This window comes from Paenibacillus polymyxa (assembly GCF_018614975.1).
Classification (GTDB): Bacteria; Bacillota; Bacilli; order Paenibacillales; family Paenibacillaceae; genus Paenibacillus; species Paenibacillus polymyxa_E.
Genome location: NZ_JAGGNR010000011.1, coordinates 324,592 through 341,688, shown reverse-complemented (window position 1 = coordinate 341,688; position 17,097 = coordinate 324,592). Strand labels below are relative to the sequence as shown.

Annotated in this window: 16 protein-coding genes and 1 other annotated feature; of the genes, 8 read left to right on the top strand and 8 right to left on the bottom strand. The window is 47.5% G+C overall.

Going from position 1 to position 17,097, the window contains the following annotated elements:
- Positions 1-8 precede the first annotated feature (8 nt).
- The gene (locus tag J7E78_RS10180; RefSeq protein WP_215076046.1) at positions 9-1,907 is read right to left on the bottom strand and encodes a beta-glucoside-specific PTS transporter subunit IIABC; all 1,899 of its coding nucleotides are present in this window, start codon (positions 1,905-1,907) and stop codon (positions 9-11) included.
- Between the two features lie 359 nt (positions 1,908-2,266).
- Here J7E78_RS10180 and J7E78_RS10175 point away from each other — a divergent pair, with 359 nt between their 5' ends.
- Complete coding sequence (locus tag J7E78_RS10175) at positions 2,267-3,187, top strand: LysR family transcriptional regulator (RefSeq protein WP_215076045.1); 921 nt, start codon at positions 2,267-2,269, stop codon at positions 3,185-3,187.
- Between the two features lie 228 nt (positions 3,188-3,415).
- On the opposite strand, the gene J7E78_RS10170 is transcribed toward J7E78_RS10175, so the two are convergent.
- Positions 3,416-3,601 (bottom strand): hypothetical protein, encoded by a 186-nt coding sequence (locus tag J7E78_RS10170; protein WP_215076044.1) that lies wholly within the window; start codon positions 3,599-3,601, stop codon positions 3,416-3,418.
- Positions 3,602-3,693: 92 nt separating this feature from the next.
- Positions 3,694-4,515 (bottom strand): carbon-nitrogen family hydrolase, encoded by an 822-nt coding sequence (locus J7E78_RS10165; protein WP_215076043.1) that lies wholly within the window; start codon positions 4,513-4,515, stop codon positions 3,694-3,696.
- 366 nt (positions 4,516-4,881) lie between these two features.
- Between J7E78_RS10165 and J7E78_RS10160 the strand changes: the two genes are divergently transcribed.
- The 7 genes from J7E78_RS10160 (at position 4,882) to J7E78_RS10130 (ending at position 12,307) form a co-directional block, all read left to right on the top strand.
- Complete coding sequence (locus tag J7E78_RS10160; RefSeq protein WP_215076042.1) at positions 4,882-6,090, top strand: pyridoxal phosphate-dependent aminotransferase; 1,209 nt, start codon at positions 4,882-4,884, stop codon at positions 6,088-6,090.
- Positions 6,091-6,154: 64 nt separating this feature from the next.
- Positions 6,155-6,369, top strand: a binding site (T-box leader).
- 82 nt (positions 6,370-6,451) lie between these two features.
- The gene (gene proB, locus J7E78_RS10155) at positions 6,452-7,555 is read left to right on the top strand and encodes a glutamate 5-kinase (RefSeq protein ID WP_215076041.1); all 1,104 of its coding nucleotides are present in this window, start codon (positions 6,452-6,454) and stop codon (positions 7,553-7,555) included.
- 56 nt (positions 7,556-7,611) lie between these two features.
- A complete protein-coding gene (locus tag J7E78_RS10150; RefSeq protein WP_215076040.1) occupies positions 7,612-8,859 on the top strand; it encodes a glutamate-5-semialdehyde dehydrogenase in 1,248 nt (415 codons plus the stop codon).
- Between the two features lie 36 nt (positions 8,860-8,895).
- A complete protein-coding gene (gene proC / locus J7E78_RS10145; RefSeq protein WP_036671976.1) occupies positions 8,896-9,756 on the top strand; it encodes a pyrroline-5-carboxylate reductase in 861 nt (286 codons plus the stop codon).
- The gene (locus tag J7E78_RS10140; RefSeq protein WP_215076039.1) at positions 9,753-10,976 is read left to right on the top strand and encodes a 2,3-diketo-5-methylthiopentyl-1-phosphate enolase; all 1,224 of its coding nucleotides are present in this window, start codon (positions 9,753-9,755) and stop codon (positions 10,974-10,976) included. The genes proC and J7E78_RS10140 overlap by 4 nt, the downstream gene beginning before the upstream one ends.
- On the top strand, positions 10,973-11,650 hold the full coding sequence (locus tag J7E78_RS10135; RefSeq protein ID WP_215076038.1) for a 2-hydroxy-3-keto-5-methylthiopentenyl-1-phosphate phosphatase: 678 nt from the start codon (positions 10,973-10,975) through the stop codon (positions 11,648-11,650). The genes J7E78_RS10140 and J7E78_RS10135 overlap by 4 nt, the downstream gene beginning before the upstream one ends.
- 3 nt (positions 11,651-11,653) lie before the next feature.
- On the top strand, positions 11,654-12,307 hold the full coding sequence (locus tag J7E78_RS10130; protein ID WP_215076037.1) for a methylthioribulose 1-phosphate dehydratase: 654 nt from the start codon (positions 11,654-11,656) through the stop codon (positions 12,305-12,307).
- A gap of 163 nt (positions 12,308-12,470) precedes the next feature.
- On the opposite strand, the gene J7E78_RS10125 is transcribed toward J7E78_RS10130, so the two are convergent.
- The 5 genes from J7E78_RS10125 to asnS form a co-directional block, all read right to left on the bottom strand.
- Complete coding sequence (locus tag J7E78_RS10125) at positions 12,471-13,760, bottom strand: multi-tm2 domain protein (protein WP_397330528.1); 1,290 nt, start codon at positions 13,758-13,760, stop codon at positions 12,471-12,473.
- Between the two features lie 37 nt (positions 13,761-13,797).
- On the bottom strand, positions 13,798-14,250 hold the full coding sequence (locus J7E78_RS10120) for a hypothetical protein (RefSeq protein WP_215076035.1): 453 nt from the start codon (positions 14,248-14,250) through the stop codon (positions 13,798-13,800).
- Positions 14,243-14,743, bottom strand: coding sequence for an RNA polymerase sigma factor (locus tag J7E78_RS10115; RefSeq protein ID WP_251034934.1), 501 nt, complete (start codon positions 14,741-14,743; stop codon positions 14,243-14,245). The genes J7E78_RS10120 and J7E78_RS10115 overlap by 8 nt, the downstream gene beginning before the upstream one ends.
- A 247-nt stretch (positions 14,744-14,990) precedes the next feature.
- Positions 14,991-15,695, bottom strand: coding sequence for a DnaD domain protein (locus tag J7E78_RS10110; protein WP_215076033.1), 705 nt, complete (start codon positions 15,693-15,695; stop codon positions 14,991-14,993).
- 20 nt (positions 15,696-15,715) lie between these two features.
- Positions 15,716-17,011, bottom strand: a complete 1,296-nt coding sequence (gene asnS / locus J7E78_RS10105; RefSeq protein ID WP_215076032.1) for an asparagine--tRNA ligase — start codon at positions 17,009-17,011, stop codon at positions 15,716-15,718.
- Positions 17,012-17,097: the final 86 nt, after the last annotated feature.

Here is a 17,097-nt window from a genome sequence, read left to right as displayed (position 1 = left end):
TCAGCGGGTTATAACACCGTAATTAATGGTTTCCCCGGTCCCGTCATCGCCGCAGATTCATTGCCCAGTACCTCCAGATAATCCGAGGAATTGGTCACAATTACAGGGGTCGTGGTGTCATAACCTGCGGCTTGTATGGCTTCAAGATCAAATTCGATCAGGAGCTGACCATGGGAGATCTGTTCTCCCTCGTTCACTTTTACATCAAAATGCTGGCCTTTCAGTTTCACCGTATCCAGTCCTACATGAATCAGAAGTTCTACCCCCTCTACCGATCTCAGACCGATGGAATGTTTGGTACGGAACACCGTCTCAACGGTACCATCAAACGGGGCAAACACCTTGCCAACACTTGGCTGAATAGCCATCCCTTGTCCCATGGCTTCTTGCGAGAATGCCTCGTCCTTCACTTCTCTTAATGGCAGAACTTTACCTTCCAATGGAGAAAAAACGATCTTTTTCGATTTGATCCCTGTGGATGGCTGGATTTCAGATTCGCCTCCCGCTTTGGCTGCGGAGCTCCCCGCCATCGGCACTGCTGTTGGAACAACATCCTGAAATCCAATGACATATACTGCGACAAATGCGACAATGGCAGAGATCAGCATGGTAATGATCGCATAGATAATATTCATATGATCTTCACTGATAAACATGGGCATGGATGCAATCCCCGGACCCACGGCAGCATATGCCTTGAGATTCACAATACCTGCGAACAACCCAGCAACTCCGGCGCCGATCATGCAGGCAAACAGCGTTTTCTTAAGCCTTAAATGTACACCGTATAAAGCGGGTTCCGTGATACCGAATACACCTGAAATTCCTGCAGACAAAGCGACTTGTTTCAGCTTGATGTCTTTGGTTTTGAATGACACCGCCAGTGCGCCTGCTCCCTGTGCCATATTGGATGCCAGCATCGCGACCAGGACCAGAGTCTCGTAACCCGGTGAAGCCAGTGCTGCGAAAATAATGGGGTAAAACACTTTGTGCATGCCAAACATAACAATTAAAGGCATCAGTATTGCCATAATAACTACGGTCAACCATCCAATTTTGTCCTGAATCCAATAGATCAGGTTGGACATTCCCGTTCCGAGATACATCCCCAGAGGTCCAAGTACAATCAGGGCAACTGGAGCAACAATGAGAATAACAATTAATGGTTTAAGGAAAATCTTAACCGGTCCTGGTGAGATCTTGTCCGCGAACCTTTCAATATAAGACATGAACCAGACCGTTAAAATAATCGGTACCACGGATGTCGCATATTGGACGGAAGCAACAGGTATTCCAATAAAGGACACCGGATCTTCACCGCCAAGCAGACCAATCATATTGGGGTGTAACATGATGCCACCGAACAGAACGGCAACAAAGGGATTGGTTTTAAATCTATTTGCACTGGAATAGGCCAGTAGAATCGGCAGAAAATAAAAGGCAGCATCCGACATGACACTCAAAACGGTATAGGTCTGGCTCTCTTTGGACATCAGGCCGGTCACGGTCGTCAGTAACAACAGTGCCTTAAGCATGCCTGAGGCAGCAATAGCCGGGATAATAGGTTGGAAAATGCCTGCAATGACGCTGGCAAAGGTATTAAACAGACCTTTGGGGCTGTAATCTGCTTTTTGCTTTTCTTGAACCTCGCCTGATTGCTGCGTATCCACCATCTTGGCAAGTTCATTGTAGACGTATCCGACGTCATTGCCGATAATCACCTGGTATTGCCCGCCGCTGTTCACTGCGCCAATGACACCATCCAGGCTCTTAATTTCGCTGGTTTTCGCCATGTCCGGATTTTTAAGGGTAAGTCTTAGCCTGGTTGAGCAATGAATTACCGTATTGATATTATCATTGCCACCCACCAGTTCCATTATCGATTGAGCTAATTGTTTGTGATTCATGGTGCACCTCCGCCATTTCTTCTTGATGGGAACAAAAAAAGACCTAAAAAGGGTAGGAAAAAGAAACTCTTCCCACCCAATCTAGGTCTTGCCTGCCGAACAGTAACACGCCATCGTTGGATGAATTGTTATTCAATTATATAAACGAAAAAGAATATGAACATTTGAAGTGGTTCCGTGCTTAAGCTGGCACATACGAAAACGTTGATTTTGTTTTACCCGGGTAAGTGGTTCTCTTAAGCGTTTTCAAAATTAGTATATCAACTCTTCTTATGTAGTGCAAGCGGTTAAGCGAAATTAATGATTTCTTCATCTGTAGTGATATAATGGTGGCATAACGAAAGGAATGACCAATGACGATGGAATTCAGACAACTTCAATATACGCTGCAGATTGCGGCTGAACGCAATTTCTCACGGGCAGCAGAGAAGCTGCATATTGCCCAACCTTCATTAAGCCAGCAATTATCCAAATTGGAAAAAGAATTGGGAGTACTGTTGTTTCAGCGTAATACGAGTTCCGTAGAGTTAACCCATGCCGGTGTGACATTTGTCGAGCAAGCCCAGAAGATCGTAGATGCCGTGGAGCTATTGCGTCAGGAAATGTTAGACATCTCCCAGCTTCGCAAAGGCAAAGTCGTTGTGGGCAGCATGCCCATCACGGGTTCACACTTGCTCCCACACGTGCTTCCAGCGTTCCAACAAGCTTATCCCGAGATTGAGGTTACCTTATTGGAAGACTCCGGGCTTACGCTTGAGAAATTGACAGCAAGCGGCAAAGCAGATCTCAGTCTGTTATCTCTTCCTTTACAAGAGCCTAGTCTCGCCTACGTTGCCATTGGAGAGGAACGGATTGATCTGGCAGTTCCCCCGAATCACCCTCTGGCACGCAGGGCAGATCCGGAAAATCCGCTTCCTGTGCGAATTGAAGAGCTTCGGGATGAACCCTTTGTTGTATTGAAAAAAGGACAGGGTTTCCGCAAGCTTACATTTGATCTCTGTGAGCAGGCCGGTTTTGATCCGCAAGTTGTATTCGAGAGCACAAATATTGAAACCGTTCAGTCCCTGGTCGCCACAGGTATGGGCATTACACTGGTTCCACGCTTTATTGCCCGTGCGCCGCGCAGTGAATTCGTACCTGTGTACCTCCCGCTTGCTGAGCCTACTCCTAGCAGAACACTTGTTGTGGCTTATCGTCAAGGCAGAGTGCTGTCGAAGGCAGCCGAAGCATTCATCCATACGTTTCAACAAACGGTGGCCGAATTGTCAAAGGGAGACTAAGGAATTCCTCCTGGGTGCATGGGAACATTTCATACTGAACCAAAACAAAGGCTTGACCCTTATGGGCCAAGCCTTTGTCATATACTCGTTTCCCGCATCCGCAGGATAAAGTTCTTACTTTGCAATCACAGTAACTGGTTCCAGTACAATGTTGCTTGTTAAATTTTTAGCTTCAAATTTATAATGTTAACGTAGGAACGTACATAAGAAAACTTCATGTTTGGCGGTTTATTTACGCAAATTACGATCGCTTGTCAGCCTGTTTTGCTGATTCATTACACGGCCTTCGTCCTGAACAGTTGAATCAGGGGGTGATAGCCCTCCTGCTCCATTCTCTAAGAATGCCTTTAAGTGATCTTCCCTTGTGTTATCCTGTTCCAGTCTCCTGAGCGTATCTTTCACATGGTTGTCCATTGATTGATCATCCTCCTTGGTGACGGGATAGTTATCATTACCCGCGTCCTGGAAGAATAAACACTTTTTCTGAAGAATTTTATTTCAGTTTTTTATTTTTCGTCAAAATAAACGCCAGGTCGACGGTCTTCAAATACGGGAATACGTCCGCGAACCTCATCCACCAGGGAAGGGCGAATAATTCCGGTCACGATCTCTTCCTCTTCGCCACCTTCAGCCACAATCTCCCCCCAAGGATCAATGATGAGTGAATGTCCGAAAAATTCAGTATCTCCCCCTTTACCTACACGATTACAGGCGATCACATACATCTGATTCTCAATCGCTCGTGCCGTAAGCAACGTACGCCAATGGTGCAGACGAGGGTTCGGCCATTCAGCCGGAACAATCAATGCCTTGGCACCATTTAAAGCAAGGGTGCGGGCAAGTTCCGGGAACCGGATGTCATAACAGATCGAAGCACCCGCTGTAAGACCGTTCTGCAATTCAAAAATTTCAGGTTCCGCACCAGGCTGTAAATATTTCTCCTCGTCCATCAGACGGAACAAATGTAATTTATCGTATCGTGTTACCTGTTTTCCTTCCCGATCATAAGCGTACATTGTATTGTATATTTGACCATCCCGTTTCTCGGCAATTGAACCGCCAACGATGGAAATTTGATGTTTTTGAGCAAAAGCAGATAGCCATTCCCGAGATTTCTGGCCTTCCGGGTCAGCGAGTTCATGAATTTGAGTCAAAGCGTATCCGGTATTCCACATCTCAGGTAACACTGCCAGCCCCAGGTCCGGATATTGTTCTACCGCACGTTCAAGCAACGTCTGCATATGTTTATGATTGGCCTCAGGGTCTCCGAGTTGAATATCGCCCTGAATCAGGGCTACACGCATTTCTCCCTGTTGTTTTTCTGTCATGACAAGCACTCCTCTGAACCGTAATACCTGCTATCATAGCTTGATCCTCTTAAGGACTGCAACCCTGTTTCCGTTAGAAAAATCAATATAACAACACAGGGAGCAGGGTCAACAATCGATCGCTCGTGAGCGCGTCACCTATATTCCAGGTTGACTCCCTCACAGGGTACACCCGTCTATTCTTCACAGCTCTGCCCGCCGCAAGTGTTTCTTTAGCATAATGGACGTCCACTTACTGAATCGTTCTGTGTAGTCTTGCTCCATGTACTGTATATTCAAGTGTATTTCCCTCTATACAGCTCGGGATTGGCGTGATAAATTAATGAGAACTATTTAACATTTTTAATAACCGGAGTGATGAATATAATGACCCATTCAGCCCATATAACTGCTCGTTCAGCCTTTAAGATACCAACTTCTGATGTGATCGCACAGCTGCCAACGCAATTTTTTGCTACCCTTGTTCAAAATGTAAATCGTGAAATCGCAAGTGGACATGACGTGATCAATCTGGGTCAGGGGAACCCGGATACACCTACACCACCTCATATTGTGAAAACACTTCAAGAGTCTGCTGAGAATCCCCTCTACCACAAATACTCCCCTTTTAGAGGGTACTCTTTCCTGAAAGAAGCTGTCACCAAACGTTATAAGGAAGATTACAATGTTGATCTGGATCCCGAGACTGAAGTAGCCATTCTGTTCGGAGGCAAAACCGGATTGGTTCAGTTACCTCAGGTCCTGCTTAACCCCGGCGACACCGTTCTCGTTCCCGATCCGGGCTACCCGGATTACTGGTCTGGTGTTGCACTCGCAAAAGCAAACATGTCATTTATGCCTTTGCTGGAGTCCAACGCATTCCTGCCGGATTACGAAGCTGTTACAGCCGAAGATCGGGAGAAGGCCAAGCTGATGTTCCTGAACTATCCCAACAACCCGACGTCAGCGACGGCTCCACTTTCGTTCTACGAAGATACGGTTGAATTTGCCATTCAAAATCAAATCGTCATTGCCAGCGACTTTGCTTACGGTGCAATTGGATTCGACGGACATCGTCCAGTCAGTTTCCTGCAAGCCCCTGGTGCCAAAGAAGTGGGCATCGAGTTCTATACGTTATCCAAAACATACAATATGGCTGGATGGCGTGTTGGATTCGCACTTGGCAACGCAGAGATTGTCTCTAAAATTAATCTGCTTCAGGATCATATCTATGTCAGTCTCTTCGGTGGAATTCAGTCTGCGGCAACGGAAGCACTGACTGGCTCCCAGGAATGTGTGACCTCGCTGGTTTCACGTTACGAATCGCGTCGCAATACATTTTATGAAGCTCTATCCTCCATTGGCTGGCAAGCTTCGAAACCCGCAGGTTCATTCTTCAGCTGGTTGCCTGTACCTGCAGGTTATACCTCCGCTTCATTTGCAGACTTGTTACTGCGAGAAGCCAAGGTGGCCGTAGCACCAGGTATTGGTTTTGGTTCGCATGGTGAAGGCTATGTGCGCGCAGGACTGCTAAGTGATGAAAACCGATTACGCGAAGCTGTAGAGCGGATTGGCAAGCTGAATTTATTCAAGTAATTTACAGGACCATAACCCCTTTGCATATGCCAAGTTTCCATGGTATGTTATAAGAAATATTGAACGAAACGTGATGACGGGACCAGTAAGAGAATATCAGTCGCGCCCAGAGAGTAAATTCCACCCTGCTGAAAGAATTTACCGCGGCTCTTCTCTGAAACCTACCCCTGAGCGGCCTGTTAAGTACAGGACAGTGCCTTCTGTTACAGGGCATGAAGCCGGATGATCTAATCATCAATAAAGGTGGTACCGCGGAAGTAACGAACTTTCGTCCTTTTTAACTAAAGGGCGGGAGTTTTTTTTGTACCCGCAAAAGCCTGCTCCAGAAGCACTTATTAATCATGTTTAAGGAAGTGAAATCATGACTTCACGTATTGTAGTTAAGATTGGAAGCAGCTCGCTTACAACAGAAGAAGGTGGTCTGGATCGCAGTTCGATCACTTTTTTTGCCGGAGAAATTGCAGCATTGGCTGATCAGGGCCATGAAGTACTTCTGGTCACCTCAGGAGCAGTAGCGGCCGGATTCCGGGAGATCGGTTACCCTCAGCGCCCTAAACTGCTGCATGAGAAACAAGCTGCAGCGGCCGTTGGGCAGGCATTACTGATGCAGGCATATCAACAGGCTTTTGCAGCGCACCGCGTTACTACGGCGCAAATTCTGTTAACTCGTACAGACTTTCACAGTCGTAAACGCATGGGTAATGCAGGCATGACCGTAGAAGAGCTGCTCAAACAGCGAGTGATTCCGATTTTCAATGAGAATGATACGGTATCGGTGGACGAATTGAAGTTTGGTGATAACGATCTGTTGTCCGCATTGGTTGCAAACCTGGTGAAGGCACAGCATCTGATCATCCTTACCGATACCAACGGCCTGTACACCGCAGATCCGCGTAAAGATCCTTCTGCCGTGCGTTACGACCGGATCCCCGAGATAACGGCTGAGATCTACGCTTTTGCAGGTGGTTCAGGATCGTCGGTTGGCACTGGCGGAATGCGATCCAAAGTCGATGCAGCCAAGGTTGCTACGCGTGGAGGCGTACCTGTATTTGTGGGAAGTGTGAAAGAACCCGGAGATATGCAGAAGGCAGTTGATGGCACGGGCAAAGGAACTTACTTTGAGACACGACTCGCTTCGTTATCCCGTAAAAAGCAGTGGCTTGGCTTCATGTCTACTCCGCTGGGTACAGTCGTTGTGGATGATGGTGCTGAAGAAGCACTTGTCCATGGGGGCCACAGTCTTCTGCCTGTAGGGGTCAAGCGAGTACTGGGAACATTCCATGCCGGAGACGTCGTAGAGGTCATTGGTTTGGATGAAACCTTGCTCGGTCGCGGTATTGTCAATTATGATGATGACCAGCTTCGACTCATTGCCGGACTTCCCAGTGGCGAAGTGATGAAACAACTCGCTAGCATCCACAGACTTGAGGTTATTCATAGAGACGAGTGGATTACGTTAAAATAACTATGAAGCTATATAGTAGTTGGAATACTCAACTATATATATGAGGAGGAATTAAGATGAGTGAAGTCAGAGAAAAAGCCAGCAAAGCCCAAGCCACGGTTCCACAGCTGAACCGATTGAATACAGAACAGAAAAATACGGCCCTGCGTGTCATGGCAGATGCTTTGATTACAGAGACGGATTCCATCATTACAGCAAACGCTGAAGATCTGGAACGCGGCAGAGAACAAGGTACGCCGGAATCCATGCTGGATCGACTCGCACTTAATAAGGAGCGCATTGCTGGAATCGCTGAAGGATTACGTCAGATTGCAGATCTGCCTGATCCAGTTGGCGAAGTGTTAGAGACATTCACCCGTCCAAACGGATTGCATGTTGAAAAATTAAGAGTGCCGATTGGCCTGATTGGCATCATCTATGAAGCTCGTCCTAATGTAACTGTAGACGCAGCCGGATTATGTCTCAAAACAGGTAATGCAGTGCTTCTGCGCGGCGGCTCCTCTGCTCTGTCTTCCAACCGCAAAATTGTGGAGGTGCTGCATCAGGCACTGACCACGACAGCCATGCCTGCTGATGCGCTGCAACTGGTTGAGGATGCGGATCGTGCTTCCGTCGATGAGATGCTCAAGTTGAACGGCCTACTGGACGTTATCATTCCACGCGGCGGGGCCTCCCTCATTCGTAATGTGGTTGCCAACGCAACCGTACCTGTTATCGAAACTGGGGCAGGCATCTGCCATACCTATGTGGATGAATCAGCCGATCCGGTCATGGCAGCCGAAATTGCCATCAATGCCAAGGCACAACGTCCATCCGTATGTAACTCCATGGAAACGTTGCTGCTGCATGCCGCATATGCGGAAGAGCATCTGCCTGCTCTTGCCGAGCAATTCCGTGAGGCCAATGTGGTCTTGAAAGGTTGTGACACGGTGCGCCGTCTTGTTCCTTCTGCCCTTGAGGCAACCGAGGAAGACTATGCGACCGAGTACAACGATTATATTTTGAATATCCGTGTAGTTGAGAACCTGGACGAAGCGATGCAGCACATCGCACATTACGGAACCAAACATTCCGAGTGTATCGTAACCCGGGATACAGCCCATGCAGAGCGCTTCATGCATGATGTGGATGCAGCAGCCGTCTATCACAATGCGTCTACGCGTTTCACTGACGGATTTGAATTTGGCTATGGAGCCGAGATCGGAATAAGTACCCAGAAATTGCATGCACGTGGACCGATGGGACTGCCAGCACTGACGTCAACCAAATATCGTGTTACAGGCAATGGACAGATTCGTCAATAACATCCCAGCACCAGTTATATAGGAGGAACGATAAATATGAGTCAAGAGCAACAGACGTTACTACAACAGAAGATTACTTTCCACGGAGCAGGCGCGATGGCTGAAGCCATCGTGCGCGGACTGATCTCCCGCCTCGTCGTTCGTCCTCAGGATATAACGATGCTGAACCGCAGCAACCAGAAACGTCAGGAGGAGCTCAGCACCCGTTATGCTGTACATACCGGAACGGCCTCACAATCTCTGGATCATCTTGCCTCCACTCCGGTCATTGTACTCTGTATGAAACCGAAAGATGCTGCCGCAGCGCTGCGCGAACTCGGTCCATTGTTATCACCGGATCAACTGATCGTGTCTGTCATTGCCGGTTTATCAATTCGTACGATGCAATCCTTGCTTGGTCGTAAACAGCCGATTGCCAGAACCATGCCAAACACATCCAGTACCATTGGACTTGGTGCAACCGGCCTTGCCTTCTCTGCGGAGATAACGGATGAGCAGCGCAGTACAGTAATGACCATGTTTGAAGCTGTTGGTATCGTGACCATCGTGCCTGAAGATAAACTCGAAGTGCTCACAGGGATTTCCGGAAGCGGCCCTGCTTATGTATACTATTTAATGGAGGCCATGATTGCCGCAGGTATTCGCGGTGGCTTATCCAGCCAGCAATCTCGTGATCTCACTGTTCAGACGGTGCTGGGCGCGTCACGTATGGTACAACAAACCGGTTTGGAGCCGATGAAGCTGCGTAGTGATGTGACCTCCCCTGGAGGAGCAACCCAGGCAGCATTGAAGACGCTGGACGAAGGAGATTTCTTTGAAAATGTAATCGCAGCCGTCAACCGCTGTGCAGAGCGCTCACGGGAGATGGGAGCTGCTTTGGAAGGGGATTTAAAATGAATAACATGTGCACAGCCACATATCGTCTGCATGATGATCATGCAGACTTTCGCAAGAAGGCTCAATCCATCGCGATCGGCATGACCGTGGGTAGCTGGACTGAGTTGCCACAGGCCCAGCGTGAAGCGATGCAAAAGCATCTCGGTGAAGTCATAAGTGTAGAAGTCCATGAAGCTGATGGCATGGCTACAGGTGAGCGTTACGCCGACATTACCATTGGATATCCCGATATCAACTTCAGCCGAGATATCCCTGCCCTGCTCGTGACGGTCTTTGGCAAAATCTCAATGGATGGCCGGATCAAATTAACAAAGCTTGGTTTCTCGGATGGCTTCCTCAGTGCATTCCCGGGACCCAAATTTGGACTGAATGGTGTTCGTGATCTGCTTGGTGTGCATGATCGTCCACTGTTAATGAGTATCTTCAAGTCAGTTATTGGGCTAAATGCAGATGAACTGCGTGAACAATTTATTCGTCAGGCTCTTGGTGGCGTTGATCTGATCAAGGACGATGAAATTCTGTTCGAGAATAAATTGACACCCATTGAAAAAAGAGTCGAGGTCTGTATGAAAGCTGCCGAACAGGCACGCCGGGAGACAGGCAAGAAACTTCTGTATGCAACCAATCTCACTGGACCTACATCACGTCTGAAAGAGCAAGCTGAACGTGCCATTGGCGCTGGCGCGAATGCATTATTGTTCAACGTATTGTCATACGGATATGATGTGCTGCATGAACTCAGCAGTGATCCTGATATCCATGTGCCAATTATGGCTCACCCTGCACTTGCAGGCGCACTATATCCTTCACCATATTACGGCATGTCTGCTTCGGTTGTACTAGGCCAGTTGATGCGTCTTGCGGGTGCCGATCTGGTGCTGTTCCCTTCTCCTTATGGATCAGTTACGATGCCGAAGGAAGAAAATATGGCGATCACGGAACAATTACTGACAGCTGATCTGCCTGTACGAACCAGTATGCCAGTGCCTTCAGCCGGTATCCATCCAGGCCTTGTACCGCTTATTTTGCGCGACTTCGGCACAGATGTCATCGTTAATGCTGGTGGCGGTATTCATGGACATCCTATGGGCACTGAGGCAGGCGGACGTGCATTCCTGCAAGCGATTGAGGCAGCCCAGCGCTCCATTCCACTCGCGCAATATGCAACTGATCATCCGGAACTGAAAAGCGCACTGGATCTGTGGGGTGGCGAACGATGAGAAGTGATAAAAAAACAGTCATTTTCTGTGACTTTGACGGTACGATTACCCTCTCGGACAATATCGTAGCGATCATGAAACATTTCAAGCCTGAGGGCATTGAAGCGATTATGAAAGATACGATTGAGCAAAAAATCTCGCTGCGTGAAGGTGTTGGAGCCATGTTTGCTCTGTTGCCTGCATCCCAGAAAGATGAAATTGTGGAATTTGTGCTTGGACAAGCGGGGATCCGTGAAGGATTTAGCGAGTATCTTGACTATGTTCGCAGCGAAGGGATCGAATTCAATGTAACGAGCGGCGGCATGGACTTTTTTATCGAACCCTTACTCGCACCGTTCCATATCCCACGGGATCATATCTATTGCAATGGAGCTGATTTCTCGGGTGAAACCATTCAGATTGAATGGCCGAATCCCTGCCAGCCTCCTTGTGAGAACGGCTGCGGCATGTGTAAAACAACCGTAATTCGTACCTTCCCGGAAGATCAATATAATCGAATTCTCATTGGAGACAGTCTGACAGATTTTGAAGGTGCCAAAATTGCTGATCTCGTCTACTCCCGCTCCATTTTGACGGACAAATGTATTGAGCTTGGTGTGGACCATGTGCCATTCACAACTTTTTACGATATCATCGAAGATATGAAACAGAAGCAAACACAAGGAGTGCTGTAAACGATGGGTTTTGAAAAGATTACATTGGAACACAAACGTCAGGTCCTTGAAGAACTGGCTGATATTAAAGCATTGTTCGCCAGTCGTAACTGGTTCCCCGGAACAAGTGGCAACCTGTCGATGCGTGTAGGAGATTTTGACCCAGAGCAATTTTATTTTGCGGTTACCGCCTCTGGCAAAGACAAATCTCTTCGCACTCCGGAAGACTTCCTTTTTGTAGACAAGCATGGCAAAGCGATCGAAACAACAACGTTGAAACCGAGTGCCGAGACGTTGATTCACTGTGAAATCTATCGTTTGACTGGCTGCGGTGCTGTATTCCACGTGCATACCGTGTTTAACAACCTGATTAGCGAATTTTTTGGAGGAGATGGACATGTACCGATTCAAGGAATCGAATTGATCAAGGCTTTCAACATTTGGGAAGAAAATGCGGAGATTCGTGTACCCGTCCTGCCTAACTTTGCAGATATTCCATCTATCGCTGAGTTGGTACCGGATGTTCTGGATGCCAAAGTTCCGGGAATCTTGCTTCGTAATCACGGCATATATGCGTGGGGTAAAGATGCTTTTGAAGCGAAACGTCATCTGGAAGCGTTCGAGTTCCTGTTCGAAGTGATGTACCGTCAACTTCTGCTGAAGGGTGCTACGAAATAGCATTCATTTATTCAAAATCAAAGCTGCAAAACCAAAAACACGCCAGAGGCTGGCATACATAGCCCTTGGCGTGTTTTTATGTTGTGGGATAACAGCGATTGGAAGGTTGCTCTGTCATCGTAGTGTCAGTGTAAATAATCTTTAATTCAACTTGGATCGTAAATTACAGTCGATCATCCCGATCCTTGAATAAAAAGAGACTGTCTGCTCCCTCATCATTTCGATGAGCAGCACTATGGATCCCCGCCCCCCTCTGCTTGCCAAACAGCAGCTTCAAGCCGCCAAAAATGAGCAACAAGGATACAATGACGGTGTTCAAATAGGAACGGATCTCGTATGTCATAAATGCATTAGGGAAGAGCTCATTAAGCTGTGGAATGACAAGTCGGATCGTCAGGTAATATAGACCCAGCGCGGCAATTCCGAATCCAATCAGACGCTGATGGCGAGCCCAGTCCTTGAAGATCGGTTGATCAACCAAAGGCTCGCGTCCATAGCGACTGGAGTACTGTAGCCCGTCAAAGAAGCTGTAGAACCAGATCAGCGGAATCATGAACAGAAACACCGATAAGTGAAGCAGGTCCAGAACATAGATACTGCCCAGGAACAGGAACATCAATTGCATGCCTCTTTTTTGCAATCCCAGATAGAGATGACCCGCACCTGGAAAAGCGGATAGCAGCGTTGCAAGCACTTTACTTCGTCGTCCGGCTACTCTGCCCATCTCCAATTCTTCGAATAATGTCCGATCCTGCAATATCTCACCAGCCTGCTTACGGTGGACATGCTGCACCGCATCAAACATGCAATATACCCATATTACTGGCAGAATGAGTAAAAACATCAGAAATACTGATTCATTGGTGATCGAGGCCACAAAAACCATCATGGCAAATGAACCAAAGAACGCCATCAAGAACGACAAACCGCGATGCAACAATCCCAGATGAAGGTGGCCCAATCCCGGAACAAATGAGAGCAAAATGGTGAAGAACCTTTCACCCTCACTGCCTTTTCGGTACATGGGTTGACCATAGGGACCCTCATGATGACCATATTCACCACCAGGATGCTGATGCAGCTCCTCTTCATTCATCTGCTCCATAGGCCCTTGCTGCCCCATGTATGCTCCCTGGTAGGCCACTCCTGCATGTTGTGGTCCGTAATGTGCTCCGTATCCCTTGTAATGAGCATCTCGGGCAGAAGGCGCACGGAGGAGCACAATGACGATGTCCAGCATGCTGATTCCCCAGAAAAACATGGCACCAAGTGCACCAATAATCATTAAATCCTGGTCATTCACGACCATCGCGAGCATAAAGGAACCAATCGCTGTACCAAAGAACAACAAAGGATAGATCACAGCCTTTGCGGTTCGACCCCAATACAGAAAACCAAGACCGGGTATCAGGTTTAGTAGAAATGCAAGTAATTTATTACGATCTGAGTGCACAGTCGTCATCCTTTCTTTTCAGGCAATGCGAAACTATTTATGGTTTAGGCTTGAAGTTATCCAGCCATGATGTGGCTGCCTCCGTCCATTTCTCCGTAAAAGACCCTCTGTGGTCGCCTTCCTGGAACTTGTGATATGGTGCTACCTTGTCAAAAAGTCCAGACGAGAGGAAGATCAATGTCAAACAGGCTGCTACCGCGTAATGGAACACTTTATGTTCAAGCCAGCGCCGGTTTCGTCCAGCACGGGATTTGCGTTGTACCTTGGATGATTGAATGTCCTCAATCCGATGCATGACTGAATCCGCAAACCCTGTTGGGTCATGTAGCGGAGGCAGTTCCCCATGGATACCGAGTGCTTTCAAATAACTGTCCATCGCATCCGGGTCTTCCATCAGAAGCTGTTCCATTTGGTTCGCTTGAGTTTCACTCATATGGCCTTCAATATAATCAGTCCATTGCGCGGTGGTATACTTCTCCTGTTTACTCACGCCATTCATCCTCCTTCCAATGTTTTCGAATCCACTGCCGGGCACGATACAAGCGAGATTCCACGGTCTTGACAGCCACCTGTGCATCACTGGCAATCTGCTCATAATTTTTTTCGCTTAGATAATACGCAGTGATAATGTCACGATGCTGAGCAGGCAACTGATTAATTCGTTCGCGAAGTTTATCCTGACGTTCTTCACGAACGAGACGGGTAAGAACGTCTTCATCCCGTCCGGGCATATTGATTATTTTTTCTTCTCCACCCAGATCCTCAACAGTTCGTCTGCCCAACTTGCGTTTGGCATCAATCGCTTTGTGAAAGGCAATTCGGGTTAACCACGTTTTGAAACCTTCAGAACGGTAGTCGGGGAGAGACTTATACATCTGTATGAACGCCTCCTGAGCTGCATCCTGTGCTTCCTGATCGTTCCTGAGTACAGAATAGGCCACATGGTATACATGCTGGCTATACTTATCAATCAGAGTACGCATCTGGGATGTATCTCCTTGACGGATTTGTTCGATTACGCGCGCTTCATCAATAACTCTCCCCTCCTCTCCAATACAATAGACGACAGCTTGTGAGTTAACCCCTGCGTGATCCATCAAATTTTTGTGAAACAAAGTGAAATCATTGCCTGAAAGGTTGATGTTGCTGATCACTCATCCAATCTATAATCCAAAAAAAACAGGCACAGAATGACTTCTGGCCTGTTTTTTGTCCCTGTCTACACTTGAATTAACGTCCACCATTACGAAACCGCTGCGTGTACGCCTTCGCGTCTTGAACGGTCTTGACACGATTGCGACTCCACTCAAGCAGTATTCGATCGATATACCGGAAATGTACTTTGCCTGCAAAAACCGCTTCCTTCAGAGCCATTAGAATCAATTCCTCTTGGTAACGGTCCTGATCCAACCAGCCGGATATTGTCTCACACTCCATTGGAGAGAGAGGACGTCCGAATTCTTTTTCAAAGATCGAGAACATATTCCGTTCTTCCTCTTCTTTTTGAACACTGTTCGAATCTTGACGTGCTGTATTGCTGCTCAGCTGCTCCGCACGGTATGCGGCTACTTCTTCAGCAGTACACGCTGCAAGCTTGGCATATAATCCATGTAAATCATATCGCTCGTACTGGATGTCACGTTCTTCGTCACGGTGCTCGTCAATAGCAATATACCCATCCCTCATCAGACGTTGCAACATTCTGGCAATGCCTTCGGGTGCAAGTCCCATGCGCGCCGCAAGCTCTTCAAGCGTGGGAAACTCATTGAACTCCGCCTGACGGAACCCTAGCAATTGAATCAGAAGAAGCACTTCTGCATCTGATAGGCCAAGCTGGTGATAATAACGTAACAAGGCATACGGCAGATGGGCTGTACCCGAAGTCATGCCATAAGCTGCTCCATCCAACCAAGCTTTGGATGTGGTGTCTTCCATAGACGCTCCTCGGTTAAGCATTAAGGGTACAGACGATAGAGCATACGTGGGAATGCGATAGTTTCACGTACATGATCCAATCCACAGATCCATGCTACCGTCCGCTCCAATCCCAGACCGAAACCGGAGTGAGGAACCGATCCGTATTTACGCAAATCCAGATACCATTGGTAAGCTTCATCCGAGAGATTGTGCTCCTCAAAACGTTGTTGCATCAATTCCGGATCATCGATACGCTGCGAACCGCCAATAATCTCTCCGTAGCCTTCTGGTGCAATCATATCAGCACAGAGGACAACTTCAGGACGATTCGGATCTGGTTTCATATAGAATGCCTTGATTCCAGCAGGGTAATGTGTGATAAAGACGGGTGTATTGTACTTCTCAGCAATTGCTGTTTCGTGCGGTGCACCAAAGTCTTCTCCCCAAGGAATATCAAAGCCTTGTCCATGCAGGAATTCAATCGCTTCATCATACGTAATTCGTGGGAATGGCGCTACAATGCCTTCGAGCTTGGATACGTCACGACCGATAGATTCCAGTTCTGCACGGCAGTTTTTCACCACGGATTGAACGACATGAGCGATAAATTTCTCTTGTACACGCAGACTTTCCTCGTGATCTACAAATGCCATTTCCGGCTCAATCATCCAGAACTCAATCAAGTGACGACGTGTTTTGGACTTCTCAGCTCGGAATGTTGGACCAAAGGAATATACCTTGCCCAGCGCCATGGCTGCGGCTTCCATATACAATTGACCACTTTGTGTCAGATAAGCATCTTCATCAAAGTATTTGATGTGGAACAGGTTCGTTGTTCCCTCCGCAGACGATGGTGTCAAAATCGGAGGATCAACTTGTGTGAATCCGTTACCATCAAAGAACTGCTGAACAGCGCGAATAATCTCTGCACGAATCACCATAACAGCACGTTGCTTCGTAGAACGAAGCCACAGATGACGATGGTCCATCAAGAAATCAACACCATGCTCTTTAGGCGTTATTGGATAGTTTTCAGTCAGGTGAATGATCTCAACCCCTGTAACAGTCATCTCGTAACCGGACGCACTGCGAGGTTCTTCACGAATCATACCTGTAACATACAAAGAGCTTTCTTGTGTCAAGCTTTTAGCATTGTTCCAGATCTCTTCACTAACTTCACTTTTTACAACAACCCCTTGGATATATCCGGTTCCATCACGCAGTTGCAAAAACTGAATTTTACCGCTGGAACGTTTGTTGTTAATCCAGGCACCGATTGTTACGGTTTCGCCCACATGCTCGTTCACATTACGAATTACACAATTCGTATTCATGCCCATATCTCCCCTTGGTTCCTGAATTTGAAAATGCAGCGGGCAGGCTTATGCCTGTCCTCTGCACTTCCTTGTCATTCTATATT

Coding starts and splice junctions, on each gene's coding strand:
- J7E78_RS10180 (WP_215076046.1), bottom strand. CDS start 1,907: ATGAATCACAAACAATTAGCTCAATCGATAATGGAACTGGTGGGTGGC.
- J7E78_RS10175 (WP_215076045.1), top strand. CDS start 2,267: ATGGAATTCAGACAACTTCAATATACGCTGCAGATTGCGGCTGAACGC.
- J7E78_RS10170 (WP_215076044.1), bottom strand. CDS start 3,601: ATGGACAACCATGTGAAAGATACGCTCAGGAGACTGGAACAGGATAAC.
- J7E78_RS10165 (WP_215076043.1), bottom strand. CDS start 4,515: ATGACAGAAAAACAACAGGGAGAAATGCGTGTAGCCCTGATTCAGGGC.
- J7E78_RS10160 (WP_215076042.1), top strand. CDS start 4,882: ATGACCCATTCAGCCCATATAACTGCTCGTTCAGCCTTTAAGATACCA.
- proB (WP_215076041.1), top strand. CDS start 6,452: ATGACTTCACGTATTGTAGTTAAGATTGGAAGCAGCTCGCTTACAACA.
- J7E78_RS10150 (WP_215076040.1), top strand. CDS start 7,612: ATGAGTGAAGTCAGAGAAAAAGCCAGCAAAGCCCAAGCCACGGTTCCA.
- proC (WP_036671976.1), top strand. CDS start 8,896: ATGAGTCAAGAGCAACAGACGTTACTACAACAGAAGATTACTTTCCAC.
- J7E78_RS10140 (WP_215076039.1), top strand. CDS start 9,753: ATGAATAACATGTGCACAGCCACATATCGTCTGCATGATGATCATGCA.
- J7E78_RS10135 (WP_215076038.1), top strand. CDS start 10,973: ATGAGAAGTGATAAAAAAACAGTCATTTTCTGTGACTTTGACGGTACG.
- J7E78_RS10130 (WP_215076037.1), top strand. CDS start 11,654: ATGGGTTTTGAAAAGATTACATTGGAACACAAACGTCAGGTCCTTGAA.
- J7E78_RS10115 (WP_251034934.1), bottom strand. CDS start 14,743: ATGCGTACTCTGATTGATAAGTATAGCCAGCATGTATACCATGTGGCC.
- J7E78_RS10110 (WP_215076033.1), bottom strand. CDS start 15,695: ATGGAAGACACCACATCCAAAGCTTGGTTGGATGGAGCAGCTTATGGC.
- asnS (WP_215076032.1), bottom strand. CDS start 17,011: ATGAATACGAATTGTGTAATTCGTAATGTGAACGAGCATGTGGGCGAA.